26 protein-coding genes and 1 pseudogene are annotated in these 26,017 nt (G+C 42.3%); 11 read left to right on the top strand and 16 right to left on the bottom strand.

Translation table 11 applies throughout. From position 1 onward, the window contains the following. The first annotated feature begins 3 nt into the window (after positions 1-3). The gene (gene nth / locus F897_RS07455; RefSeq protein ID WP_005234712.1) at positions 4-717 is read left to right on the top strand and encodes an endonuclease III; all 714 of its coding nucleotides are present in this window, start codon (positions 4-6) and stop codon (positions 715-717) included. Positions 718-752: 35 nt separating this feature from the next. On the opposite strand, the gene F897_RS07450 is transcribed toward nth, so the two are convergent. The 4 genes from F897_RS07450 to F897_RS07435 form a co-directional block, all read right to left on the bottom strand. Further along, positions 753-962, bottom strand: a complete 210-nt coding sequence (locus F897_RS07450; RefSeq protein ID WP_005234710.1) for a hypothetical protein — start codon at positions 960-962, stop codon at positions 753-755. Between the two features lie 82 nt (positions 963-1,044). Next, positions 1,045-1,704 (bottom strand): adenylate kinase, encoded by a 660-nt coding sequence (adk, locus tag F897_RS07445; protein ID WP_004782907.1) that lies wholly within the window; start codon positions 1,702-1,704, stop codon positions 1,045-1,047. A gap of 82 nt (positions 1,705-1,786) precedes the next feature. Next, on the bottom strand, positions 1,787-3,103 hold the full coding sequence (locus F897_RS07440) for a DUF445 domain-containing protein (RefSeq protein ID WP_005234708.1): 1,317 nt from the start codon (positions 3,101-3,103) through the stop codon (positions 1,787-1,789). Positions 3,104-3,168: 65 nt separating this feature from the next. Next, positions 3,169-3,687, bottom strand: coding sequence for a hypothetical protein (locus F897_RS07435; protein WP_005234706.1), 519 nt, complete (start codon positions 3,685-3,687; stop codon positions 3,169-3,171). Positions 3,688-3,921: 234 nt separating this feature from the next. Here F897_RS07435 and mrdA point away from each other — a divergent pair, with 234 nt between their 5' ends. Both mrdA and rsmD read left to right on the top strand, forming a co-directional pair. Then, positions 3,922-5,964: a penicillin-binding protein 2 gene (gene mrdA, locus F897_RS07430; protein ID WP_034580879.1), complete on the top strand. Its 2,043-nt coding sequence runs from the start codon at positions 3,922-3,924 to the stop codon at positions 5,962-5,964. A 3-nt stretch (positions 5,965-5,967) separates the two neighbouring features. Next, positions 5,968-6,525 (top strand): 16S rRNA (guanine(966)-N(2))-methyltransferase RsmD, encoded by a 558-nt coding sequence (rsmD, locus tag F897_RS07425; protein ID WP_004782912.1) that lies wholly within the window; start codon positions 5,968-5,970, stop codon positions 6,523-6,525. Between the two features lie 79 nt (positions 6,526-6,604). On the opposite strand, the gene F897_RS07420 is transcribed toward rsmD, so the two are convergent. Further along, the gene (locus F897_RS07420; protein WP_005234696.1) at positions 6,605-6,811 is read right to left on the bottom strand and encodes a hypothetical protein; all 207 of its coding nucleotides are present in this window, start codon (positions 6,809-6,811) and stop codon (positions 6,605-6,607) included. Between the two features lie 244 nt (positions 6,812-7,055). Between F897_RS07420 and F897_RS07415 the strand changes: the two genes are divergently transcribed. From F897_RS07415 to F897_RS07405, 3 genes are all read left to right on the top strand, one after another. Continuing rightward, on the top strand, positions 7,056-7,808 hold the full coding sequence (locus F897_RS07415) for a sulfite exporter TauE/SafE family protein (protein WP_005234694.1): 753 nt from the start codon (positions 7,056-7,058) through the stop codon (positions 7,806-7,808). Positions 7,809-7,892: 84 nt separating this feature from the next. Continuing rightward, a complete protein-coding gene (locus F897_RS07410; RefSeq protein WP_005234693.1) occupies positions 7,893-8,654 on the top strand; it encodes a 3-oxoacyl-ACP reductase in 762 nt (253 codons plus the stop codon). Between the two features lie 131 nt (positions 8,655-8,785). After that, positions 8,786-9,109 (top strand): hypothetical protein, encoded by a 324-nt coding sequence (locus F897_RS07405; RefSeq protein ID WP_005234692.1) that lies wholly within the window; start codon positions 8,786-8,788, stop codon positions 9,107-9,109. 64 nt (positions 9,110-9,173) lie between these two features. On the opposite strand, the gene F897_RS07400 is transcribed toward F897_RS07405, so the two are convergent. Further along, positions 9,174-9,752, bottom strand: coding sequence for a 1-acyl-sn-glycerol-3-phosphate acyltransferase (locus F897_RS07400; protein ID WP_004782922.1), 579 nt, complete (start codon positions 9,750-9,752; stop codon positions 9,174-9,176). A 309-nt stretch (positions 9,753-10,061) separates the two neighbouring features. On the opposite strand from F897_RS07400, the gene F897_RS07395 reads away from it, so the two are divergent. Continuing rightward, positions 10,062-11,246 (top strand): putative periplasmic lipoprotein, encoded by a 1,185-nt coding sequence (locus F897_RS07395; RefSeq protein ID WP_005234691.1) that lies wholly within the window; start codon positions 10,062-10,064, stop codon positions 11,244-11,246. 38 nt (positions 11,247-11,284) lie between these two features. On the opposite strand, the pseudogene F897_RS07390 reads toward F897_RS07395, so the two are convergent. Beyond that, positions 11,285-12,439: pseudogene (locus F897_RS07390) on the bottom strand (helix-turn-helix transcriptional regulator). Between the two features lie 230 nt (positions 12,440-12,669). Between F897_RS07390 and F897_RS07385 the strand changes: the two are divergent. Next, a complete protein-coding gene (locus tag F897_RS07385) occupies positions 12,670-13,170 on the top strand; it encodes a copper resistance protein NlpE (RefSeq protein WP_005234688.1) in 501 nt (166 codons plus the stop codon). A gap of 27 nt (positions 13,171-13,197) precedes the next feature. On the opposite strand, the gene F897_RS07380 is transcribed toward F897_RS07385, so the two are convergent. The 7 genes from F897_RS07380 to F897_RS07350 all read right to left on the bottom strand — a co-directional run bounded on the left by F897_RS07380 (position 13,198) and on the right by F897_RS07350 (position 19,614). Continuing rightward, entirely contained in the window at positions 13,198-14,781 is a 1,584-nt protein-coding gene (locus F897_RS07380) for an IS66-like element ISAba25 family transposase (protein ID WP_005080957.1), read from the bottom strand. 74 nt (positions 14,782-14,855) lie between these two features. Then, positions 14,856-15,191 carry an IS66 family insertion sequence element accessory protein TnpB gene (tnpB, locus tag F897_RS07375; protein WP_000618091.1) on the bottom strand — a complete coding sequence of 112 codons (336 nt, stop codon included), beginning with the start codon at positions 15,189-15,191 and terminating at the stop codon, positions 14,856-14,858. Further along, a complete protein-coding gene (locus F897_RS07370; RefSeq protein ID WP_005233700.1) occupies positions 15,188-15,571 on the bottom strand; it encodes a transposase in 384 nt (127 codons plus the stop codon). Before F897_RS07370 ends, tnpB begins: the two co-directional genes overlap by 4 nt. Positions 15,572-15,745: 174 nt before the next feature. Continuing rightward, positions 15,746-17,380, bottom strand: coding sequence for a chaperonin GroEL (groL, locus tag F897_RS07365; RefSeq protein WP_005234685.1), 1,635 nt, complete (start codon positions 17,378-17,380; stop codon positions 15,746-15,748). A 69-nt stretch (positions 17,381-17,449) separates the two neighbouring features. Continuing rightward, positions 17,450-17,740 carry a co-chaperone GroES gene (locus F897_RS07360; protein WP_004646315.1) on the bottom strand — a complete coding sequence of 97 codons (291 nt, stop codon included), beginning with the start codon at positions 17,738-17,740 and terminating at the stop codon, positions 17,450-17,452. A gap of 178 nt (positions 17,741-17,918) precedes the next feature. Next, positions 17,919-18,695 (bottom strand): metallophosphoesterase family protein, encoded by a 777-nt coding sequence (locus F897_RS07355; protein ID WP_005234683.1) that lies wholly within the window; start codon positions 18,693-18,695, stop codon positions 17,919-17,921. After that, on the bottom strand, positions 18,676-19,614 hold the full coding sequence (locus F897_RS07350) for a diacylglycerol/lipid kinase family protein (protein ID WP_005234680.1): 939 nt from the start codon (positions 19,612-19,614) through the stop codon (positions 18,676-18,678). Before F897_RS07350 ends, F897_RS07355 begins: the two co-directional genes overlap by 20 nt. Before the next feature lie 415 nt (positions 19,615-20,029). Between F897_RS07350 and F897_RS07345 the strand changes: the two genes are divergently transcribed. The 3 genes from F897_RS07345 to F897_RS07335 all read left to right on the top strand — a co-directional run bounded on the left by F897_RS07345 (position 20,030) and on the right by F897_RS07335 (position 24,128). Then, positions 20,030-21,859, top strand: a complete 1,830-nt coding sequence (locus F897_RS07345; protein WP_005234678.1) for a phosphoenolpyruvate carboxykinase (GTP) — start codon at positions 20,030-20,032, stop codon at positions 21,857-21,859. A gap of 357 nt (positions 21,860-22,216) precedes the next feature. Continuing rightward, on the top strand, positions 22,217-23,569 hold the full coding sequence (locus F897_RS07340; RefSeq protein WP_375725714.1) for an MFS transporter: 1,353 nt from the start codon (positions 22,217-22,219) through the stop codon (positions 23,567-23,569). Positions 23,570-23,702: 133 nt separating this feature from the next. Continuing rightward, a complete protein-coding gene (locus F897_RS07335) occupies positions 23,703-24,128 on the top strand; it encodes a hypothetical protein (protein WP_005234675.1) in 426 nt (141 codons plus the stop codon). A 56-nt stretch (positions 24,129-24,184) separates the two neighbouring features. On the opposite strand, the gene F897_RS07330 is transcribed toward F897_RS07335, so the two are convergent. After that, positions 24,185-24,853, bottom strand: a complete 669-nt coding sequence (locus tag F897_RS07330) for a class I SAM-dependent methyltransferase (RefSeq protein WP_005234673.1) — start codon at positions 24,851-24,853, stop codon at positions 24,185-24,187. A 264-nt stretch (positions 24,854-25,117) separates the two neighbouring features. Next, positions 25,118-25,966 carry a bifunctional methylenetetrahydrofolate dehydrogenase/methenyltetrahydrofolate cyclohydrolase FolD gene (folD, locus tag F897_RS07325; protein ID WP_005234671.1) on the bottom strand — a complete coding sequence of 283 codons (849 nt, stop codon included), beginning with the start codon at positions 25,964-25,966 and terminating at the stop codon, positions 25,118-25,120. Positions 25,967-26,017: the final 51 nt, after the last annotated feature.

The raw sequence follows: 26,017 nt of genomic DNA, 5'->3' as shown, positions 1-26,017 counted from the left end.
GACATGACAACAGTAACAGCTAAGCCTGTAAAAAACATGACTAAAAAACAGATTCAGACTTTCTTTGAACGCCTGCGTGAGCAGCGTCCGAATCCAAAAACTGAATTGAATTATTCAAGTCCATTTGAATTACTGGTTGCAGTGAGCCTTTCTGCCCAGGCTACGGATGTGAGCGTGAATAAAGCCACTGATAAACTGTTTCCGGTCGCCAATACACCGGAAGCAATTTATGCACTTGGTGTAGATGGCCTCAAGGAATATATTAAAACGATTGGCCTGTATAACTCCAAAGCTGTGAACGTCATTAAAGCCTGTGAAATGTTAATCAAGAAGCATAACAGCGTGGTACCGGACAATCGTGCAGATCTAGAAGCTTTACCGGGTGTAGGGCGCAAAACAGCGAATGTTGTGCTGAATACTGCCTTTGGTCAGCCTACCATGGCTGTCGATACGCATATTTTCCGTCTCGGCAACCGAACGGGCTTGGCTGTGGGCAAGAATGTGCTGGAAGTAGAGCATCGACTGGTCAAAGTGATTCCCAAAGAATTCATTGTGGATGCGCATCACTGGCTGATTTTACATGGCCGCTATTGCTGCATCGCACGTAAACCAAAGTGTCATGAATGTGTGGTCGCCGATGTCTGTAACTGGCCCGACCGTTTTGAATTTGGTGCAGGTCACGCAATTCCGGTGAAAAATATTGAAGCTGAACTTTAGGTTCAGCTTTTTTAATTTAAGTACTCGAAATTTTTTTATTTTTTATTTCGCTCAGCCTGTTCTTGCTTGCGCTTTTGCTCAAGCTCGGCCTGTAATTTAGGATGCAGCTGACGCTCAGGTACCTTACCGGCATTTTCGGCACGTTCTTCCTGACGTACTTTTTTCAGCATCTTGAAGCTGACATAGAACAGTGCAAACAGTACTGCCAGAAATACAATCATCAATCCCAATACAGCAAATTTCACAGCAGATCCTTTTGAACAACGCAATAAAAAGAGCCCTAATATGACTTAGGGCTCTTTGAAAGTCAAAATGATCGGAAACCGATTATTTTGCTTGATCCAGAATCGCGAAAAGATCTTTTTGAACTTCTTCGATTGGACGTAGACCATTTAACTTGTCATAAGTCGGTGCATTTTCGCCTGAAGCTGCACGGCCTTGGTAGAAGCCAACCAGCTGTTCAGTTTCAGTGTGGTATGAACCTAAACGGCGACGAATAGTTTCTTCCTGGTCATCTGGACGTTGTACCAGATCTTCACCAGTTTCATCATCTTTACCTTCCACTTTTGGTGGGTTGTAAACGATGTGATAAACGCGACCAGACGCCGGGTGTTGACGACGGCCAGATAGACGTTGAACGATTTCTTCATCCGGCACATCAATTTCAATCACATGATCAATTGCAATGCCTTCTTTTTCTAGCGCTTCAGCTTGAGGAATCGTACGTGGGAAACCATCAAAGATGCAGCCATTTGCACAGTCAGGTTGTGCAATACGCTCTTTGACCAGACCAATGATCAATTCATCAGAAACCAAACCGCCATTGTCCATGACGCTTTTAGCTTGTAGACCTAATTCAGTTCCTTCACGAATTGCAGCACGGAGCATATCACCGGTTGAAATTTGTGGGATATTGTAGCGCTTACAGATCAACTGAGCTTGTGTACCTTTACCTGCTCCAGGTGGTCCGAGTAAGATAATGCGCATATATAAACATCCTCATTTTTTAACTATGTATAAGATACCCAGCTTCACACGACCAAAACGTGTGCTGCTCTTTGGCATCTAATTATAAGAAAGCCACAAACAAATGGATTAAACCCGCAACAAAACCGGTAACCCCCCCTAGGACAATCAAGATCCATTCATCTTCCTGAAAGGCAGGACGTAATAGATTCTGAAACTCGTTAGGCGTCAAATCACGTATGCGGTCTCTAAACATTTGGTAGATCTTCTGTGCACGGCTCGCATTAAACGCAGGGTCGCTTACAGGCACCATCGTAATTTCAATCGAGCGATCGATCAAGTCTGTCTTGAGTTTTGCATACTCTTTTGGCCCTAAAGACAGCTGTAAAGAGGTCCGAACCAGCGGTGTTTCCATAATTTCGTTAATATGACGTTTGACAATACGGCGGGTTTTATCTTTTTTACCACCATACATCATTTCTGTCATGATCGATTTTAGCGTAATCAGATCTTCTGTGACCACACTTGCAAATACGTCAGAGACTTCCTCCTGACGTTTCATAAATGCGCCTTGTATGTTATAGGTGCCAATTCTTGGAATCACCGGTTTGATCCAAGGGAATCTATGATCAGCCGTACGCTTAAAGAATTGCGGGTATTTAATATAATGCGGTTCTACCGGATTAAACACCATCCAGATCGCAATCCAGTTGGTCAGAAAGCCCCAGATAGCCGCCCAGAACGGTACGGTCCAGTGCCATGGCACCACAAACCAAACCACCATCTGAAACAGGCCAAAGAACATCCCGATCAGGGCACTGATATGCCAGATAAAGTTGATTTCTTTCTGCCCCACTTTCAGGAACATGCTCACCATTAAACGGCGATCGCCTTCCATTTGACTGACCACCATGTCGCGCATATCGACCAGTGACTCGACGTTCATGGTCAGTTCAGTCACTAATTCTTTTAATACCTGTGGCAGCTGTTTATGGGCTTGGGCATAAATACGGCGCTTGATTGAATAAGGCAAGTTTTCCCATAGCACCGCATTACGGTCCATCATGACTTCATCAATCAGATGTTCGAGTTCAAAACCGACCTGTTCCCCGATAATACGTGCCATATCATCCGGATCCATTGCCTGCAAGAACTCTTGGATGGAGCCCAATTTAGATAAGGTATTATCCGTGATAATTCCTGAGATTCTTCCAGCTTTACGCGGCACAATACCTTGCCAGCCAACAGGAACAGGCCCGACATGAAAACCCCAAAAATTAATTGGATAAAACACCATTTTTAGCGCCATCCACACGTGAGCCCATGTTACGAATGCGGTCACCGGGATAATGCTGAGCACTGCCCAAAAATCTGGGCGATTCAAGAAGGCTTGCCACAATTCATTGACGTACTCAAGCATGCATAAATTCCATATTTAATTTTTTGTTCACAGAATACAGGTATTAATAAAGTTGAATATTTTGTCTATAAACCGATACTTAAAGTATAGGAGAATTGTAGTCTGGGTTCAGTTTCGGCTACAACGCGACCATTACTGTCCTGTAATTTCTCCCCCGCCCCAATACCGATACTAAAACTGCTGATCCGTTCTGAACTGAGCAAAACATACGCCAGATCAATGCCCCCACCTAAACGGCTTTCGTATTTGCCATCAACCTGTTTGCTATCGATATGACCGGCATAAACCCCTACATAATACCCATTTTTGTCCTTGCCGGTGAGGTGTGCAGGATAACGAAAGCCAACTTGTGCTCCAACTGTACGATCATCGTTGAGAAAAGCACCACCTTTCACATAAGCAATCCCATAAGGATTCACCCATTCAGTGTTTAGATGGATAAGTTTCTGGGTAAAACCGACCCCAACATTAAATTCTTTAGGCTCACGATCCTCAGTTCTGTTTGTCGTATTATTCACTTGATCATGTGCATATCCCCCATTTGCAAAGAATGCAAATGCCAACAAAGGGTAAACTTTGTTCATTCCTTCACCATCTTCCTTAATTATAGTTTTTGGTAGAGTCCTATTTTTATTTAATTTTGACTTTATCAGAATTATTAAAACTCTTGTATACAGCACTTTACAATTTTCATGTCTGCAAAGTCAAAGTTTAAACATAGGAATTGCTACAGCCAGTTTTTCATTATCAAATCCCGTACAGTTGCGCTAGAATACTCCACTTTGATTCCTTTCCCTCTGGTCTTAAGTCGATCGCATATGAAGCAGCACTTTCCTTTAAAAAATGCACAACAAGAAAAGCGCATCTATAGCAGTCGGGTCTGGATCTCTGTCGGTATTGTGATTTTCTTTATGCTGCTGCTGGTCAGCCGCTACGCCTATTTGCAAATTTTTAATTTTGAAACATTTTCTACGGCTTCTGACCAGAATCGTATTCGCCTGCAGCCCTTAGCGCCAGCACGCGGCTATATTTACGATCGTAACGGTATTTTACTTGCCGATAATTATCCTGTTTTCACAGCTACCTTAAGTCGCGCCGATGTGCAAGATATTGATGATACGCTGAAACGTCTTACACCGATTCTGGAATTGACTGAAGAAGATATTGAACGTTTTCAGGCACGAGTCAAGACGGCGCGTAAAACTGAGCGGGTATCGATCAAGCTGAATCTGAATGAAAATGATATTGCCCGTTTTAGTGAGGTGAAATATCTATTTCCGGGCGTCAATATTGAAACCCAGATGACCCGTTACTATCCGCATGGTGAACTCTTTGCGCATGTGATTGGTTATGTCGGCCGTATTAATGACAAAGAACTTAAAGAAATTGATAAGGATCTCTATGCCGGGTCTAACCTGATTGGGAAAATCGGGGTAGAAAAATACTATGAAGATCTCTTACATGGTGTGCCAGGGAATGAGTCAGTCGAAGCTGATGCTTTCGGTAATGTCCTGCGTCATTTAGGCCGTAAAGAACCGGTACGAGGTAATGATCTTTATTTATCACTAGATTATGGTCTACAAACCATTGCCACTGAACAACTGGCCGGTCGTCGTGGTGCTATTGTCGCGATTGACCCACGTACAGGTGAAATTCTGGCGCTGGTTTCCAGTCCAAGTTTTAACCCTAATTTATTTGTCACCGGGATTAGTAGCAAAGATTATTCAGGCCTTCGTGACAGTCTGGATCAGCCACTTTATAACCGTGCTGTTCAAGGGGCGTATCCTCCAGGTTCAACGATCAAACCGATGTTTGGTATGGGCGGTCTGCATTATGGACTGGTCGACTGGAGTACAGCGATTTCTGACCCGGGCTATTTTACCTTACCGGGCGATAGCCACCGCTTCCGTGACCATAAGAAAACTGGTCATGGTGCTGTGAACCTGCATAAGGCGCAAGTGGTGTCCTGCGACACCTATTTCTATGTCATGTCCTATCGGATGGGCATTGAAAAAATGAATAGCTGGATGCGCCAGTTCGGCTTTGGCGAAAAAACCGGTGTAGATTTACCAAGTGAAAGCTCAGGACTTTATCCAAGTCCTGAATGGAAAATGCGTACCCGTAAATCCAAATGGTCACGTGGTGAAACCATTTCGGTGAGTATTGGCCAAGGTGCATTTACCGCAACACCATTACAGCTTGCTATGGCAACTGCTATTACAGCGAATCAAGGCTCACATGTTACGCCTCACGTACTGCGTGAAAGTAAGGGCGCCAAACCTTTTACAGTACATAATGCCCCTAATGGTAAAATCGACTTTAACGGTCAACCAGACGACTGGATTAAAATGCGTGATGCGATGATTGATGTGGTTCAGTCAGGTACAGGTCGCGGAATCCGCACACCAATGTATCAAATCGCAGGTAAAACCGGTACAGCACAGGTGAAAAGTATTGCGCAAGGTAAGCGCTATAATGAAGCCCTACTGACTGAACGCCAACTGGATCATGGTCTATTTGTGGGTTTTGCACCTGCTGAAGCCCCTGAAATTGCAGTAGTCGTTGTCTGGGAAAATGGTCGACATGGTGGTTCTGCTGCACAACTGGCTAAACCGTTATTTGATTACTGGTTACTGTCTCGCGATAAAAATCCAATTCACCCTGCCGGCCATCAAATTAGTGGCGGTCTCATGACAGCAGGTATTAAACCGGGTGAATTGCCAAGTGGACCGAATCTGTTAAGTGCAAATCCGAATGCGAGCCCAACCCAAGAAGGCAGTCAGGCGACCCACGCACAGCCAAACAATCCGCAACCTGCAACTTCTCGCTCTGCTCCTGCAGCCAATGACGATCAGGAATAATTCATGAAAAATCAACTTAGAATTATTGGTGGTGACTGGAAACGCCGTCAATTGGCTTTTGCCAGTATTGAAGGATTACGTCCTACACCTGACCGTGTGCGTGAAACTTTGTTTAACTGGCTGATGTGGGATGTCCAGAATGCCTGTGTCTTGGATCTGTGTACCGGTTCAGGCGCTTTATCCTTTGAAGCATTATCACGTGGTGCAGCTTCAGTGGTGATGATTGAGCCGGATCGTACTCAGGCACAATTCCTCACCCAAAATCTGGAATTACTCAAAGTCACCAAAGCACGTGCGCAACTTAAAATTTCGACAGCACAACAAGCCTTAACCAGCCTGAAACAGCAGTTTGATCTGGTCTTTCTAGACCCACCTTATAGTCTGGATTTATGGGAAACTCTGGCTACTCAGACTGATCCACTGATTAAAGAAGATGGTTTTATCTATGTAGAAGCCGATCGTGAACTGAGTACATTGAAGCTGCCAAGTTCATGGCATTTAATCAAAAATACCAAAGCCGGCACAGTACGCGCAGGGCTGTATCAGAAAAAAGCAGCTTAAGACTTACTTATATTAAATACTTAAATAAAAAAGGATTCCTTCCTTTAAGGAATCCTTTTTTATAAATAGAAGATAACGGTTAACGATTACGACGCCAGTCCCTATCGCCTCTATCACGTTTCCAGTCACGATGATCTCTATGTTTTTTCCAGTCCTTATCACCACGATCCCGATCATAATGTCCATTACGATCATGATGACCGCGATAACCTTCATCCCAAGGATCAACCACACAGCCTGTTAGCGCTACTGCCAATACAGATGACAGTAATATCATTTTTTTCATGTTCATTACCTCTATGCCGCCCTCAATTAGTATCAAGTGATTTCATGAAGAGTACGCGGAGCCATTGTTGCACTCTTGTATGATTTTGTTCATTTTCCATACTTAATTAAAGGATTTGTCTCGGATTTAATAAAAATCATTTATGCATATTTACACTTAGATTCGCATAAATACAGCTAAGGATCTGCTTGGTTTTTCTGACCATATTTTGAATACTACAAACTTTTCCAATACCCTGATTTTTATGACGACCTGGCTACTCTTTATTCTTGGTGCAATTATCGCAGGATTTGTACAGGGACTTACCGGTTTTGCTTTTGCATTAATTGCCATGTCATTCTGGGTATGGGGATTGAGTCCTCTACTTGCTGCGCCTTTAGTGGTTTTTGCCTCGATGTGGAGTCACCTCATTTCATTATCTAATGAGCCTAAACTTCCTCATCTGCACCGAGCCTTATATCTACCTTATTTAATTGCAGGTCTGATCGGTGTCCCACTCGGTACCTGGTTACTGAATATCGTTGAAGCGGGCACTTTTCGTATTTTTCTTGGTATATTTCTCGTGATCTGGTGTCCACTAATGCTGCTGAATCCACAGATTAAATTGATTCAACATTCAGGCAAAACTGCGGATGCAGGGATTGGTTTGGTTGGTGGCATTTTAGGAGGTTTAGGGGGATTCTGTGGTTCTGTACCATCTGCCTGGTTAATGCTGAAACAGCTACCGAAAGAACAGCAGCGCTACATATTGCGTCATTTTAATTTTGCCATACAGGTGTTTACCTTAGCCGCCTATTTACTGCAAGGCAGCTTAAATCAGACTCACCTTCCCTATATGGTGGTACTCATTCTAGCTGTAAGTATTCCCGCTATTTTAGGCGCACGTCTGTTTCATCGAATATCAGAATTACGTTTTAAACAGATTGTCTTAGGCTTACTCTTCAGCTCGGGCTGCTTTCTCCTGATTAAGGAAGGTATTGACTCATTTGCGCGATAGAGCAGCTCTAAAACCTTACATCACTTTGCTTTCAGCCCTATTGCTGTTATGTTAGCCCGAATGATTCTCAGGCGGATATAAGCAATGCAAATTCGTGATCAAATTGTACTTGTGACTGGTGGTGCCCGTGGATTGGGACTAGCCATTACCCAGCTCCTGATTCAGGAAGGTGCACGTGTGGTAGTAAATTACCATAGCAGCAAAACCCAGGCTGAAGATTTGCAAAATCAGTATCCTGATCAGGTCTTTGCCTATCAGGCAGATGTAACACAAGCTGACCAGGTAAAAGCTTTATTTGCTGCCAGCAAGGCCCATTTCGGAGAAGCCGTCCATTCCGTTATTAATAATGCGCTGGTACAGTTTGAGTTTAATGGTGATGAGCGACCTAAAGTTGAAGATCTGACCTGGGAAAGTATGTCCCGTCAGCTTAGTGGAGCAGTTCAGGCCTGTTTAAATACAACACAAGCTGCATTAGAAGATATGAAACAGGCACATTTTGGTCGTATCGTGAATATTGGGACTAACCTGGTTCAAAACCCTGTCGTTCCTTATCATGATTATACGACTGCGAAAGCGGCGCTATTGGCCTTTACCCGAACTACTGCGCAAGATCTTGGTCAGTATGGGATTAACGTGAACATGCTTTCAGGCGGATTACTGCAAACCACGGATGCAAGTAAAGCAACACCTGACTTTGTCTTTGACCTGATTGCTCAGTCCACTCCTCTGCGCCGCGTGATTACACCTGAGGAATTTGGGTCTGCTATTCTGATGTTCCTGTCACCTTATTCACGTGCAGTGACAGGTCAAAACCTGATTGTCGATGGCGGACTGGTTAAAGGTTAAAGATCGCCAAGGAAGAATGAGATTCTAAATTTTATTCTTCTATTTTTTGACCAGTTGTTGAATAAAACTACTTTTGCATAGCGCATTTACTTCTACAATAGTGCGCTCCCCATCAAAGTTCATCTTTTTCTATGAAACTCCTAACGGCATTGCTCAGTAGCATATTACTGGCAGGTTGTATGTCCAATGATCTTAAAAAGTCAGAACAGCTTCTGCAAAACTTCAATTGTGCCAAGATTGATACAGCGCAAATGCCACACAGTAGTATGACGGATTATTATCAACACATGCTGTACAGCAGCAAAACCAAGGTCGAGTCTTATATTGAGCAATATCATCAAGGTGAAGAGCCTTTTGACCTGCCTTTATATGAAGTGGTAGAACAGCAATACAATCTTTATAAAGATGCCTGCCAGAATCTGGGGGGAATTTTATCTGAAGAGAATCAAAATTAAATTCGGTATTTATATATCGTACAGAAAAGCAGAGTCCATCCCTCTGCTTTTATTTTTCCTGAAATTAAAAATAGCGTTGATCAATACTGAATTTTTCAGGAAATTTAGGTTCAATATTGGCATAGAACGCCATGATCTCAGCCATATCCTGTTCATAATTTCCTGTTGGATAAATGATTTTACCTACGCCCGCTTCTTTTTTTGCATAATCCATATAAGCCAGCGCAATTGGCACACCCGCATTGATCGCCACATGATAAAAACCGGTTTTCCATTGTTCCTGACGGGCACGTGTGCCTTCCGGTGTAACCAGCATCACTAGTTTAGGATGCTGTTTAAATAGATCTGTCATGACCTGAACCATGCTTGGACGTGGCTCACCCGGTTGTTTGGGACGACGGTCAATACCAATTCCACCCATTGCACGTACAAAGGGCCCAAATGGAAATTTCATATAGCTGTCTTTAATGGTCAGACGCACATTCACTTTTAAAGCCTTCAAGGCCAAACGTGCATATAGTGCATCCCAGTTACTGGTATGTGGCGCTGCAATCATCACACATTGATCAAGGTCTTCGGGCCATTGGTCATCGGTTTTCCAACCCATTAAATTTAAAGTTTTCTCAGCTAAATTTTCAAACACAGCTACATCACAATCATTGTCAAAATTTCGCCACAGTCTAACAATGCAGCAGAATATAGATAGTGCATACTGATCAATAAATCACCAATTAATATATATTTGTATTTTTAAATTTTAGGAAGAGTTTTCAATTTATTGTTATTTGAATCTTCCTTTTTTCACTTCCTATAGCAAGCTCACTCTTTTAAGCAAATAGTGAGTTCAATTTATTTTACTGATTTATATATTTTTCCATCCTAATTTTAGAATATGTTGATTTTAGCTTTCTTTCTATACTTCGCTGACATAATAAATTTTAGGAAGATTTTCATGAAAAAGACTTTAATTTGTCTTTCCTTAGCGGGGTTACTTACAGCATGTGGCGGTTCAGATAATGATCGTACAGAGGGTTCATCACCTGTTCCACCTACAGCTCCGGTCGGGACCGAAACTGGTGTACTGACAGATGGAATTATCTCAGGGGTAACATATATCACCAGTAGTGGTGCTGAAGGGGTTACTAATGAAAAAGGTGAATTTAAATTTAATGACGGAGAAAAGGTTAAATTCCTGATTGGTGACGTACAACTAGGTCAAGAAATTGAAGCTAAAGAACGTGTTACGCCTTTAGATTTAGCACAAACTGAAATTGCACGTACCAATCTGATGGTGTTTTTACAGTCTTTAGATACAGACAGTAATCATGACAATGGGATTAGCATCAGTACTGAAGCTGCTAATGCCCTTCTTAATCAAAGTTTAGATTTTTCTAAGGCCCCTACAGCATTTGCTACAGATGTGGTATCAACAGGCGTAGTTACCACAGAAAAATTGATTACACCTGAAAAAGCTGCAGAAAACTTCCAGTCAACTTTCTATAAAGATATTGCCGGTACTTGGGAAATTGGCCGCAATCCAAACAGCGCTGTACTGATCCATATTTTAGAAGATGGCCGTTATGCCTTAGGTCAAGCAGAAGCTGCTGACGGTGATGGAACACCTGGCATTGAAACTGGAGAGTTAAACTGGAACGCAACTACCAGCGTGATTTCACCGCGCATTATTCAAGACAGTAATGGTGAATGGGGACTCTCAGATCCTGCAAAAGGCAAACCTTACACCTTAAACTATGATGGAACGACCTTAATTCTGACAGAACCGGGGATCAATACTGAATACCGGTTAAGCCGCGTCAAACAGTCTGCTAATGGTCTGGTAGGTGCTTGGAGATTTAGTGACACCCATTTATTTGCCTTCTTTGACACAAACTATTATTTCTTCCTGGACACTGAAGGCGGAGATGATTGTGGCTGGCCTGGAATTGAATATGGCAAATTTACTCTTTCAGGTAATACACTCACAACCACTGAAGTTTTATTCGATACCAATGAATGTGGCGGATTACAAGACAGTTCCGATGGCAGCAAGACCATTGCAAACATCAATGTATCGGCAGAAACTCTGATCTTGCACCCACAAGGTGAAGGTTCTGTAACATTACAGCGCGTTAGATAATGAGCACAGCCTACCTAAAGAATTATCTTTAGGTAGGTTTAATTAATATGTTCAAAATGAATCGCACATCCCATCAATAAGTGCATCAGTTCAATTTGTGAAGTGCAGTCAGTTTTTTCATAAATATTCTTAAAATAAGTGCGTACTGAACTTAAAGTGATCCCACATTTCGCCGCAATTTCTTCTAATTTATAGCCATTGATTAAAAGCTCACACAAATCAAATTCACGTTTTGACAGTTGATATGCTTGCTGTAAATAAGCTCTGGATAATGAATAATGCCAATTTTTGTCTGTCATAAATACAGCAATCTGATGCTGAGCTTCAGAAAATTGCTGCATCTTTTTTAATCTTTTAAAAGACACAACAGTGAGCATCAATTACTGCATTTTAGAATCCTGCAGAGCCAAGACTCCGCCTATTTCACTCGGCATACTGGTCTCTTCCAGCAAAGCACTGGATAGCAATCTTTCCAGACGTTCCTGATCACCTACCGGTATTTTCAGACGGTTATGTATATCCATTTCCAAACACGTTGAAGCTTCAATCATGCTTTGTGCCAGTGGATTTGAATAAGATAACTTGAGATCCTGATCCAGCAAAATAATACCGATTTTTAAACAGTCCAATACAGTATATAAGCTGATATTGTCTTGTTGTACCAAACTGATTTGCCGATGAATCTGTAAAGAGCGACGCAAATGTATGCCGATCCGTTTGAGAAAATTCAGTTCAGCTGCTTCAAAACCTTGAGTGTGTGGAGCACGATGTAGTCCCATGACTGCCCAGCGATAGTTTCCTCTGTCCAGCAATACTCCCGCCATATACCCTATCCCTGTAGGCTTAAGGCATTTTTCATAAAAAATATACTGTTCTGTTCTAGGTTGATCTGCATAATGACGGCAGTCCTGATTAAGTGCCTCCCCCATATCAATTTCATTCCATAGAGGCATGTGCAGCTTCATGTCAATGACCCGAATCCGTTCCTCCTGATAAGCAGCCAGACTTTCTTCCGGGATATTGTAAGTATAAACAAAGTCATAGGCTGGATTGAATTGATCAAGGCCGGTAAAAATTGCACTATGACTCTGGGTATATTGCACAATATCCTGAATGACCTCCAGCCATAAAGCAGGCAATAAAGCAGCATCATAAATTTTCGCGATGATATTATTTTCCTGTTCTGCTTTCATGACCGCTCTTTTTAATAATTATTTCTATCAAATCATAACCTTAAGGTTTATAAAATAAAACTAAAGAAAACCAATCGCTTATTTTGTATTTTAATTATCTTAGTTTCTCATCTACATATATTTAATCCGTTTCACTTAACGAATCAATTTTTAACAAGATCCCTCTGTATATTGATAGCTCATACTTCTAATGTAAATCCTAGAACAGAAGAACAAGAGGATGATCTTCAATGAAAAAAATACTATGGTCTGCTTTATTGGTAGTAACGGTTACTAGTTTAAGTGCATGTTCTAAACAGAACGACCGCGATATAGCCGGCGCAGATTCTCAATCTAATACCACAAATGCTCCTGTTACTACAGAGACTATAAATAGTCAAAGCAATATGAGTACTGAGATGACCAGTAATGCTACTGTCAACTCAAACTGGGCAGGCGAATATGAGGGTGTTTTCCCGTGTGCTGACTGCGAAGGGATTAAAGTTGAACTAGATCTTAATCCTGACAAAACTTATGAATTGAGTGAGGAATATTTAGGTAAAACTGGAAATAATGAAATTGAGACCAAAGGTAGCTTCACTTTCGATCCTCAACAACCTTCTATTATCGTCCTAGATGAAAAAGCTGAAAACCGGAAGTTTTATGTAGGTGATAATTTCGTTGAAGCTCGTGATATAGAAACAGGTAAGGAAATACAGAGTAATCTGAATTATAAATTAGTTAAAAAGTAAGCGTCCGCTGAATCCCATACCTATTTTTTAATTCGATTTAGGTTTCCAGCAGTGCGGCAGCAATTCTTCAATTTGGGTCACTTTGTGTGTCGGTAACCTTTTCAGCACATCACTTAAATAGGCATACGGATCCAAGCCATTCAGCTTTGCTGACTGGATTAAAGTCATGATGTTTGCCGCTCGCTGACCACTGCGCAGCGAACCTGCAAACAGCCAGTTCTTGCGTCCCAACGCCCAGGGACGCATCTGATTCTCTACCCAATTGTTGCATATCGGTAGATTGCCATCATCCAGATAGCGGCTTAAGGCTGGCCAACGCTTCAGAGTGTAATTGATAGCCTTGGCGGTGGGAGAACTCGATGGCACTGTCAGATGATGTTGGTTGAGCCATTCATATAGTTGTTGCATCACTGGTTGACTATGCTGTTGTCGGTATTCGCGGCGGTCTTCCGCTGTACCATCGGTCTTTTTCCTGAGTTCTGCTTCTATCGCATACAGTTTCTGAATCAGCACTAAGGCCTGTTCAGCAACCTGACTTTTCCCAGTTACATGCAGTTCATGGAATTTACGACGTGCATGGGCCATGCACCCCACCTCAATCACCTGGCCTGATTTAAAACGTGCTTTATAACCACTGTAATCATCACAGACTAGATAGCCCTGCCAGCCTTTCAAGAACTCTTCAGCATGCTGGCCTGAACGACTATCCTGAAAGTCATAGATCACCGCCTGAACTGGATTATACTGTGTGGTGGCATAGGCCCAGACATAACCTTTCTTCGGTTTTTTATTATTCTCACCCATCCGCATGATGGTGACCGGTGTTTCATCTGCATGCAGCACCCGCTGTTGCAGCACCACCTCTTTTAAGGCATTGGCCAGAGGTTCCAGTTCTACACCGCAGCGACCTATCCAATCAGATAAAGTGGATCTGGACAGATCAATGCCAGCCCGCTGATAGATCAGGCGCTGACGGTACAGCGGCAAATGATCGGCATACTTCGATACCAGCACATGGCTGAGCAATTCAGGTGAAGCAATGCCTTTATCAATCACATAGGCGGGCATCGCTTGCTGAGTTAGAGTGTCACACTGATCACAGACCCATTTACCACGCACATGCTGTTCCTTATAGAACTGTGCCGGTCTGAAATGCAGTTTTTCACTGACATCTTCGCCGATACGACGGAGTTGGCAGCCACAAGCACATTGGGTTGATGCAGGTTCATGCTCAATACGGATGGTGTGTAGATGATCTGGCAGTGGTCGACGTTTAGGTTTATTGGTTTTGGCTTTCTGTGTCGCTGCATTGGTTTTATCTGCATTTAGCCGTTCCAGTTCTAGATCAACCGCGGCAATATCTTCTTCAACCGCTTCATCCCAGAGATGGATTTGTTTTGCCGTTAAGTGTTCATTCTTTTGGGCGAATTTGTGCTTTTTAAACAGCGCCAGTTCATGCTCGTATTTTTGATTGAGAATAGAAAGATGTTGAACTTTGGCATCCAATTGTTGGTTTGATTGTGCTAGAGACTGATGCTGCAGCGCCAACTGCCTGGTGAATTCCAGCAGTTGTTCATGGGTCAGTTGGCTTAAGTCAGGCAGCGTATTCATGACCGCAGTATGCCTGAGGTCATGAGAAGAATGAAATAGAACGTTTGGAGAATAGCAGAATGGTCGAGCCTGGTTTAAAGCATCGTCACCACCTGCTGTCGTCCAATGCGCTGCCAGGGCAAACCTTGGATCAGTGCCTGTAACTGTTCCGGGCTGAGGGCCACGGTTTCACCTTGGTGAACTTGAGCCCAGTGAAATTTGCCCTGTTCCAGCCGCCGGGCACACAGCCAGATGCCCAATCCATCATGTACCAGCACTTTCATGCGATGGCCACGTTTATTACAGAACAGGTAAGCACAATGCGGTTTGATGTAGCCAAAGGCTCTCACCACCTGAGCCATGGTCGTATCCATACCTGCACGCATGTCCATGGGCTGAGTAGACAACCAGATTTCATCAATGCGGATCATGTTGCAAGTGCCTTGAGTAATTCTGCCAAGGCAGGTATTTCTGATGTCTGCCATTTTAGCTGAATATCATTATTCGTATGAGGCACGGTGATACACAACGTGATCCTCTCATCAATAGGTTGGCTGATTGCAGCAGTGTAAGGCAAAGCAATAAATGCTGGATTCACATGAGTAGGATCCTGCACGGCACCCTCATGATGGCTGAAGATCCTGATCCAACGACTGACAAGGTTGGCATTAATACTATGTTGCAGTGTGACCGAAGCGATCGAGGTATTAGGATTTTTGCAGGCATTGACAATACTGAGTTTGAATTCTTTGCTGTATTTTCGGCGTTTTTTAGCAACAGGAGGTGTTGCTGAATATATATCCATGTTCATGGATTAAGTCCCCACTTGTTTTTAGGTGGGAACTAAATTAAGGCTTATAGGATCGCTTGGTAAGGCTGTGTTAGCCGGATGCTTACGTTAAAAAATCACCTTAATCATTTTGTAACTTAATAAAAAATCCCCGCAAAAGCGGGGATTTTTTACATCATATGATCGAACGATGAATTACATCATACCGCCCATACCACCCATGCCGCCCATATCAGGCATAGCTGGTTTTTCTTCTGGAATTTCAGTAATCATACATTCTGTTGTTAACATCAAGCCAGCAACAGAAGCTGCATGCTCAAGTGCAGAACGAGTTACTTTAGCAGGGTCAAGAATACCCATTTCCAGCATATCGCCATATTCACCTGTCGCTGCGTTATAACCATAGTTACCTTCACCGTTCTTCACAGCATTGATCACTACAGATGGTTCATCACCAGCATTTGCTACGATTTGACGAAGCGGAGCCTCAATTGCACGACGAAGGATATTAATGCCAACGTTTTGATCATCGTTCGCACCAGTCAGACCATCAAGTGCAGATGCAGCACGCACCAGCGCAACACCACCACCTGCAACAACACCTTCTTCAACTGCAGCACGAGTTGCGTGAAGTGCATCGTCTACACGATCTTTCTTCTCTTTCATTTCAACTTCAGTTGCAGCACCGATTTTAATAACTGCTACACCGCCTGCCAATTTAGCAACGCGTTCTTGAAGTTTTTCTTTGTCATATTCAGAAGTAGATTCTTCGATTTGTGCACGAATTTGCTGAACACGCTCAGAAATCTGATTTGCATCACCCGCACCATCAACAATCACTGTATTTTCTTTAGATACAGTTACTTTATGTGCAGTACCTAAGTGTTCAAGTGAAGTTTGATCTAACTGCATGCCGATTTCTTCAGAAATTACAGTACCGCCAGTCAGAATCGCGATATCTTGAAGCATAGCTTTACGACGGTCACCGAAGCCAGGTGCTTTAACCGCACATACTTTGATAATGCCGCGCATGTTGTTTACAACAAGAGTTGCTAGTGCTTCGCCTTCAACATCTTCAGCGATGATAAGAAGAGGCTTACCAGTTTTCGCAACAGCTTCCAAAACAGTGATCAATTCACGGATATTGCTAATTTTCTTGTCAACCAATAGGATGTATGGGTTTTCAAGTTCAGCAGTTAAAGTGTCTTGTTTGTTTGCGAAGTATGGAGAGATATAACCGCGGTCAAACTGCATACCTTCTACAACATCAAGTGAATCTTCAAAGCCTGAACCTTCTTCAACAGTGATTACGCCTTCTTTGCCCACTTTTTCCATTGCTTGTGCAATCAGAGAACCAACAGTGGTGTCAGAGTTTGCAGAGATCGAACCAACTTGCTCAATCGCTTTAGAATCAGAAGCTGGTTTTGCAGTTTGTTTAATATTTTCAACAACAGTTTTCACTGCAAGGTCGATACCGCGTTTCAGATCCATTGGGTTCATACCCGCTGTTACTGACTTGATCCCTTCGTTCAGGATTGCTTGAGCTAATACAGTTGCAGTGGTTGTACCGTCACCTGCGATATCATTGGTTTTTGAAGAAACTTCACGAACCAGTTGCGCACCCATGTTTTCGAATTTGTCTTTCAGGGTAATTTCTTTCGCAACAGATACACCATCTTTAGTGATGTGCGGTGCACCGAAAGAACGGTCGATTACAACGTTACGGCCTTTAGGACCTAAAGTCACTTTCACCGCATCTGCAAGGATGTTCACACCAGCGATCATTTTTGAACGAGCTGAATCACCAAATTTTACGTCTTTAGCTGACATATTTGACTCCGAATATTGTTGTATCTTTACAAAATCTGAATTGGAATGAGTAAAACGATCTGGCGCAGATTAAGCTTCTAATACTGCTAGGATGTCAGACTCTTTCATGATTAAAAGTTCTTCGCCGTTTACTTTTACAGTTGTACCTGCATAAGTACCGAACAATACTTTGTCGCCAACTTTTACGTCTAACGCGCGTACGCCATTGTCAGTGATTTGACCATTACCAACTGCAATGATTTCACCTTGTGCAGGTTTTTCAGCAGCAGAACCTGGAAGTAAGATGCCCCCAGCTGTTTTTGTTTCTTCTTCAACACGACGAATAACAACGCGGTCATGTAATGGACGAATGTTGCTCATAAATAACTCCATCAGACTAAGTCTTTTTTAGATCACCGATGACGACTTATTTATTCCATTGGTCATCATCAAAATTTTTTGATGTCCTTTTTATGGAGATGGAATAAAATGCTTCAAGGGCAAAAATGAAAAAAAATTGGTTTTTTTTTAATTTTTTGATGGATTGCGTATTTTTTGTCTATTTATTTATGGGATCAGGCTGTGGAACAAAGGTTTTTAACTGTTCATCAAAACAATATTGCGTAATTTTTCCTGTTGCATCAATTGCATTAAAGCTATTCGGCTGATTCTTATGGAGCCGATGTGACGCAGAAGTCCCGGCATGGACATCATAAACTGGATGATCTCCTCCCAATTCGAATATATGGTTCAAATCATAGACTGCGGTACGATGCAAATGCCCATGCAATAAAGCAAACAGACCATGTTGCGACCAAGACTCCAATGCAATTTTGGCCATCAGGGGAATATCCTTAAACCCCCGGCTATTCTGAGATGGCACATAAAAAGGTTGATGACTGACAATAATCTTAATTTTGGAAGCAGGTGCCTGCTGTAGTTTCAGGTCAATCCTTTGAATCTGCTCAAGTGATAAATGGCCTTTGGTATGATATCGACGTCTAATTGAATTTACCCCAATCAGACAAAAATGTTCAGTTTCTAAAACAGGCTCCAGTTCACCAAAAAATAATTGATACCCGGTAAATGGAGTAAATAACCGATTCCATAAATGATAAAGCGGAATGTCATGATTCCCCGGGATCACCAGATAAGGCGTATTCAACTGATCCAGAAACCGTTTACAGGCAAAAAATTGTCCCAAACGTGCTCGCTGGGTGAGATCGCCGCTGACTACCACTGCTTCCAACGGATGATCCCAACAAAATTGCTGGATGGCTTCCAAACATTCAGGCCTTTCTGTACCAAAATGTAGATCAGAGAGATGCAGAATCATGCGGCACCATTACACTTAAACTATTTTTTAAAACTGAAATATTTAACGGTGGTGTCATTTCTACCGTTTCCCCATCTATGGCAACCATTAATTTTTTGCGTTTAGACTCAATTCGCACCTGATCTGCGGAAAAGCTATAGACATCGGAGGCTTGATCAATTTTGCCCCGAATTAACTGATATACCAGCTTGAATAACGTCAGCTTGTCACTTTTGGAGACCACAACCCCAGCCACCTTCCCTTGCTCAGCAGCTTGGGCAATCCGCATTTTCATGTCTGCCAGTTGAAGTGGATTATTGCCAAAGAAAATCAGTGGAGTTTTGACCGGATATTTTTTCTGATCTACCCAGATTTCCAGTTTTAATTCTTTACGGTCACGAATCAAAACATCGAGTGCTGAGGTATAGGCATGTAAAGGGAGACGGCCAAATATGCGATTATAGTCTTCACGTTTTTTAATAAATAAGGGATATAAGCCCAGACTAGCATTGTTCAGGTAGATTTCTTGATTAATACGCGCTACATGGATACATTTGGTTTGACCCGTTGCAATGACTTGTGCGGCTTCAACCAAATCTAAGGGAATATCCAGCAATCTTGCCGCATAGTTAAAAGTACCTAAAGGCAATATTCCGACTGGAATATCAGTTTCAAGCAGGTGTTTGGCGACTGAATTGAGCGTTCCATCTCCTCCTGCTGCCACGACCACACCATGATCTGGCGATTGTTGATGCCGTTGCAATACTTCAGCAATCACTGTTTTGAACTGTTCTGGATCATTGATTTCAAAGGCTTTAGTCTCAAAATCATGCGCTGCAAAAATATCTAGTAATTGCTCATATTTTTCTTGCTGGTCAAATAGACGGAAACCAGAACTATGATTATAAATAATAGATAAGGGTTTAGATTGATTAGACATTTTTTACACAGATTGATGCACACCTATTGGCATTTTGTCCAATTCATAAACAATTAACAGTTGCTTTATGTAAAATTCGAATGGCGACCATTTATTTAATCAATAACAAATACAATTGAACAACTTTAATTAAATATTTGATTCAAATGTAAATAATTAAAGTAAATACCACACATAAAGATAATAAATACATATTTAAGGCTTTGATTTTATTTATATCTTATTGTTTTATATAAATTTAAACAGAAAATAGCATAATATTCCAAATAAAATCCAGCACTTCTTTAGTCTTATTTTTTTGATGATTTTATGCTTTAATACAGCCACTTTTTTTTCATATTTCATCTGGCCAGTATTTTATTGACCAGATTGTACTTTGTACAAAATTTTGTACACATTTGAGATAGGCCTCACCATGACCCAAGTGAACGCACCAGAATTCGTTCGTCACCCTAAGCTTATTGCATGGGTGGAAGAAATTGCTAAATTAACAAAACCAGCAAAAATTGAATGGTGTGACGGTAGCGCAGAAGAATATCAACGTTATATCGACTTGATGATCGCTAACGGCACAATGCAAGCGCTTAACCAAGAGAAACATCCTGGTTCTTATCTTGCAAATTCTGATCCTTCTGACGTTGCTCGTGTTGAAGACCGTACTTTTATCTGTTCTGCAAATAAAGAAGATGCTGGCGCCACCAACAACTGGGAAGATCCAGCAGTTATGCGCGAAAAATTGAATGGTCTGTTTGATGGTTCAATGAAAGGTCGTACCCTATATGTGGTTCCATTCTCTATGGGTCCTTTGGGTTCACACATTGCGCACATCGGTATCGAATTAACTGACTCTCCTTATGTGGCAGTCAGCATGTCTAAAATGGCTCGTATGGGTAAAGCTGTTTATGACGTTCTAGGCACAGATGGCGAATTTGTTCCTTGCGTACACACTGTGGGTGCACCACTTGAAGAAGGTCAAAAAGATGTTGCTTGGCCTTGCAACAAAGAAAAATACATCGTGCACTACCCAGAAACTCGTGAAATCTGGTCATTTGGTTCTGGTTACGGCGGTAACGCATTGTTAGGTAAAAAATGCCTGGCTTTACGTATTGCATCTTATATGGGTCGTCAACAAGGCTGGTTAGCTGAACATATGCTAATCCTTGGCGTGACTAGCCCTAAAGGCGAAAAACACTACATCGCAGCTGCATTCCCATCTGCTTGTGGTAAAACAAACTTCGCGATGCTGATTCCACCAGCAGGTTATGAAGGTTGGAAAATTGAAACTGTAGGTGACGATATTGCCTGGATCAAACCAGGTGAAGATGGTCGTTTATATGCAATCAACCCTGAAGCTGGTTTCTTCGGTGTAGCTCCTGGTACAAATACCAAAACGAATCCGAACTGTATGGCAACTCTTCATAAAGACGTAATCTATACAAACGTTGCTGTGGCTGACAACGGTGAAGTTTGGTGGGAAGGTCTGACTAAAGAAGCACCTGCGAATCTGACTAACTGGAAAGGTCAACCACACACTGGCGAAGAAAAAGCGGCTCATCCGAACGCTCGTTTCACAGTTTCTGCTGGTCAATGCCCTTCTATCGATGCGGATTGGGAAAATCCAGCGGGTGTTCCAATTTCTGCATTCATCTTCGGTGGTCGCCGTGCAGACACAGTGCCTCTAATTTCAGAAGCATTTGACTGGGTTGATGGTGTTTATAAAGCTGCCACCATGGGTTCTGAAACAACTGCTGCTGCTGTTGGTCAACAAGGTATCGTTCGTCGCGATCCGTTTGCGATGCTTCCATTTGCTGGCTACAACATGGCTGACTACTTCACTCACTGGTTAGAAATGGGCGAGAAAGTTGGCGAGAAAGCTGCTGCTGCTGGTAACAAGCTTCCTGGTATCTACAACGTGAACTGGTTCCGTCGTGATGCTGAAGGCAACTTCGTATGGCCTGGTTTCGGTCAAAACATGCGTGTTCTTGAGTGGATCATCGATCGCTGTGAAGGTCGTGCTGATGCTGTTGAAACTCCAATCGGCCGTGTACCTACTTATGAACAGCTAAACTGGACTGGTTCTGATTTCACTAAAGAACAATTTGACCTTGTAACTTCTCAAGACAAAGATCAATGGATCAAAGAACTTGAAAGCCACACTGAATTGTTCAACAAATTGGGTGATCGTCTGCCAGAAGCGTTGAAAAAACGCCAAGCTGAACTTCTTAAAGCGGTCAAATCTGCTTAATTGCTGATTTAATTTAAAAAAGGTCGCGTAAGCGGCCTTTTTTTTATTATTTTAAGGCAAGGTTAAAGCCAATCTTTTAATCTGTTTTACATCTAAATAAAAACCACATTCACTGTTTATTAATCTCCTCAAAGAACATCATTTAACCAGTTAATCCAATATAAAAATCAAGCAATTACTCTAAACAAATGGTAAATCTATGTTTTATAAAAATATTTGAAAATTCCATTATTTATTAAGACTAAAGTCCTATAAAAACAGAAAACTTGGAGGCGTATAAGTATATGAAATCTCCTCACTTTCTCTCTCACTAAAACATAACTTTTTAGATTTTATAGCAATGAAAATTTAAAAAAGATGTGTTTTACAGCATTCCTTTGGAGCAATGTTGTGAATCAGCCACTTCCTGAAGCTGCTACACCGCAGCTTGACCGTAAAACACGGGTTAAATCTATTCTCGGTGGTTCTGCAGGTAATCTGGTCGAATGGTACGACTGGTATGTTTATGCAGCCTTTACCTTATATTTCGCTTCACAGTTCTTCCCTGATGGTGACAATACTGTCAAGCTCCTTCAGGCTGCTGCTGTATTCGCACTTGGTTTCTTGATGCGTCCGATTGGCGCATGGATTATGGGAATTTACGCTGATCGCAAAGGTCGTAAAGCCGGTTTAACACTTTCTGTATCTTTGATGTGTGTCGGTTCCCTGATTATCGCCTGTGCACCTACCTATGATTCAGTGGGTATGCTGGCCCCTGCGCTGTTGTTATTTGCACGATTGTTACAAGGTTTGAGTGTGGGGGGTGAATACGGTTCAAGTGCCACCTATTTAACCGAAATGGCAGGTAAAAATCATCGTGGTTTCTATTCAAGCTTCCAGTATGTGACCCTGATCTCAGGTCAACTATTGGCACTGTGTGTACTGATTTTCCTACAACGCGCTTTGACTGAAGCACAACTCACTGAATGGGGCTGGCGCATTCCCTTCCTGATCGGTGCATTCCTGGCAATTGTAGTGTTCTGGATCCGTCGCGGTCTGGTAGAAACACAATCTTCAAAACAGGCCGTTGAACAGGCGAAAAAAGGTGGTCCTAAATCCGGTGCCTTAGCTTTATTCACTAAATACCCAAAACAGGCATTTACCGTGATCATGCTGACTGCAGGTGGTACTTTAGCTTTCAACACATTCACTACCTATTTGCAGAAATATCTGGTGAACACTTCAGGTTTTGAAAAAACTACTGCTACTGAAATTACTACCCTTGCGATCTTTGTATTCATGTTATTGCAACCAGTTGTGGGCGCACTCTCTGACAAAATTGGCCGCAAGCCAATCATGATTGCTTTTGGTGTGCTTGGTGTACTCTTTACCATTCCTATTTTTAATGGCTTAGGCACAACTACCAACCCAACTACAGCATTCATGTTATGTATGAGTGGTATGGTGATTGTGACTGGTTACACAGCGATTAATGCCGTAGTAAAAGCTGAGCTATTCCCTGCCCACATCCGTGCCCTAGGTGTAGCTTTACCTTATGCAATTGCTAACACCCTGTTTGGTGGTACAGCAGAACTGGTGGCTTTAAGTTTTAAAAATGCCGGCCATGAAAACTACTTCTTCTATTACATTACTTTTATGATTGGCCTGTCACTGCTGACTTATGTCTTTATGAAAGACACTAAAAAGCATAGCATGATTACTGATGACTAAGTAATTGTATTGCTTTAGGAGCTTTCCGGATGGAAACATTCGGAAAGCTTTTTTATTGGAATTTTATTTTTACTGCCATTCCGCTATTTCGTTGCTATGGCATACTTGTCTGATAAAAATACGGGAAATCATCATGATGAAAAAAACAGTTTTTTTACTCGGTTTAACTATCGGCACTTTAGGCCTGACAGCATGTCAGACGGCACCTCAACAATTTAACGGTCAGACCGGTTATGAAATTCTGGAAAGTTCAGAAAATTCCGCAACCTTAAGCTATACATTAGCAGGGCGAGCAAGTCAGGATGAAAACAGATTACAGGCTGCTTGCAGACAAGTTCTTGGAAGCTCTAAAAGCTATAATATCCAGATTATCAATAGTCAGGAAATAGTTAACCCAACACCTGAACAGGTTCAGTATGGCCGTCAACTTGGGGATAGCCGCACCCAGATCAGCTTGAGTAATACACCTGATTTATATAACAGTGAAAATCCAGGTGCCCGAGAGGCATTAGATGCCCGCCCTACCACTGTACGTGTGATTCGTTATACCTGCTCATAAAAACAGAGCATAAAAAAAGGGCTTGATGCCCTTTTTTATTTTTTAACTCTTGTGTTTTATTTGGTTCGATAGAAGCTAACATTGCGGAATTCGGGTGATTCATCTAAATCTGGCCAGGTGGTTGCACTGCGTTCATCCAGTTTGAGATATTGTGGATGATTAAAGTTTTTAACCCGGCTGTCTGCAACCCAGACCTCGGGTGCAAATTTCAGGAATTCATCCAGAAAGAATCGGTTACACTGATCATAAAGCACGTCAGCCGCTAGCAGTATATCCACCTGTTCTGTTTTATAGAGATCATCCAGATATTCCAGCTCAACATCATTTAGCTCAGCATTGGCACGACAGGCATTCAGACTGACCTGATCGATATCGCAACAGATCACCCGCTTGGCTCCTGCCATTTTCGCAGCAATCGCAACTACACCGGAACCCGCACCAAAATCCAGCACTACCTTGTCTTTGACATGATGCGGTTCAGCCAGCAGCCATTGTGCCATGGCCAGTCCAGATGCCCAGCAGAAGATCCAGTATGGCGTATCATTCCAGATCCGGCGAATCACTTCATCGTCAAGTTTGTCTGTCGGAAAAACTGGTGGAATCAGCCAGAGTGAAATCGGTGTTTCCGGCAGTTGTTGTGCCGTTAGTTCACAATTGGGAATGACTTGATGTAAGGCTTGAAGTAAATGCTCAGGGGCTTTAGGAAATTGGAAGGTACAGCTCATGAAGAAAGCCTTGATGCGAAAATATGTTTATTGGAATTTATACATTAATCGGATACATGACCACGTCATTCGCAGCTGTTCGAGGCAGACTGAAATCTAATTCGTCCTGTTTTTGCGACACATCAACCACGCAAAAGAAATATGACGAGTTCTGCGAATGACAAATGGTTTTGGTTACTTTTGCCGAAACAAAAGTAACAAATGAACTTCTTACATCTTAATAGTCACAACGATACGACTCCGCCTTAACTAATTAAATTTCAATTAACCCAAAGCCTTCTCAGCAGCTTCTACAGTTTGACGAATCAGCGTGGTGATTGTCATAGGACCTACACCACCCGGAACTGGGGTATAAGCAGAAGCGATTTCTTCGATACCGACTAATTCAATATCGCCAACACCGCCGCCATCACGTGGGTGGAAGCCAGCATCAACAACAACGGCACCCGGTTTGATCCAGTCTTTCTGGATCAGTTCTGCTTTACCTACTGCACCTACAATGATGTCAGCCTGTTTTACAAATTCAGGCAGGTTTTGAGTACGTGAATGACAAATGGTCACAGTAGCATTCGCCTCAAGTAACATTGCTGCCATTGGTTTACCTAAAATCGCAGAACGACCAACCACTACCGCATGTTTACCTGCGATTTCAATATTATTTTCTTTCAGGATGGTCATGATACCTGCAGGCGTTGCAGAACCGTAAGCTGCTTCACCCATCGCCATACGACCATAACCCAGGCAAGTCACACCATCTACATCTTTTTCAAGCGAGATTGCATCGAAACAAGCACGTTCATCAATTTGTGCAGGAACCGGATGTTGTAACAGAATACCGTGAACATCTGGATTTGCATTCAACTTTTCAATTTCAGCCAGCAATTCTTCAGTAGTTGTTTCTTTTGGAAGCTCAACTTTTAATGAATCCATACCAACACGGCGGCAAGCATTACCTTTCATACGCACATAAGTTGCAGATGCGCCATCGTCACCCACCAAAATAGTCGCAAGAATTGGAGTACGACCTGATTTTGCTTTTAGCGCTTCTACGCGAGTTAACAAGTCAGCTTCAATTTGCTTCGCCAATGCACGACCGTCTAGAACTAATGCCACGGCACTTCTCCCAAGTGTTGATATGAATCAATTTTGCACATTCTACATGAT

This window comes from Acinetobacter variabilis (assembly GCF_000369625.1).
Taxonomy (GTDB): domain Bacteria; phylum Pseudomonadota; class Gammaproteobacteria; order Pseudomonadales; family Moraxellaceae; genus Acinetobacter; species Acinetobacter variabilis.
This window is presented reverse-complemented; position numbering and strand designations above follow the sequence as displayed.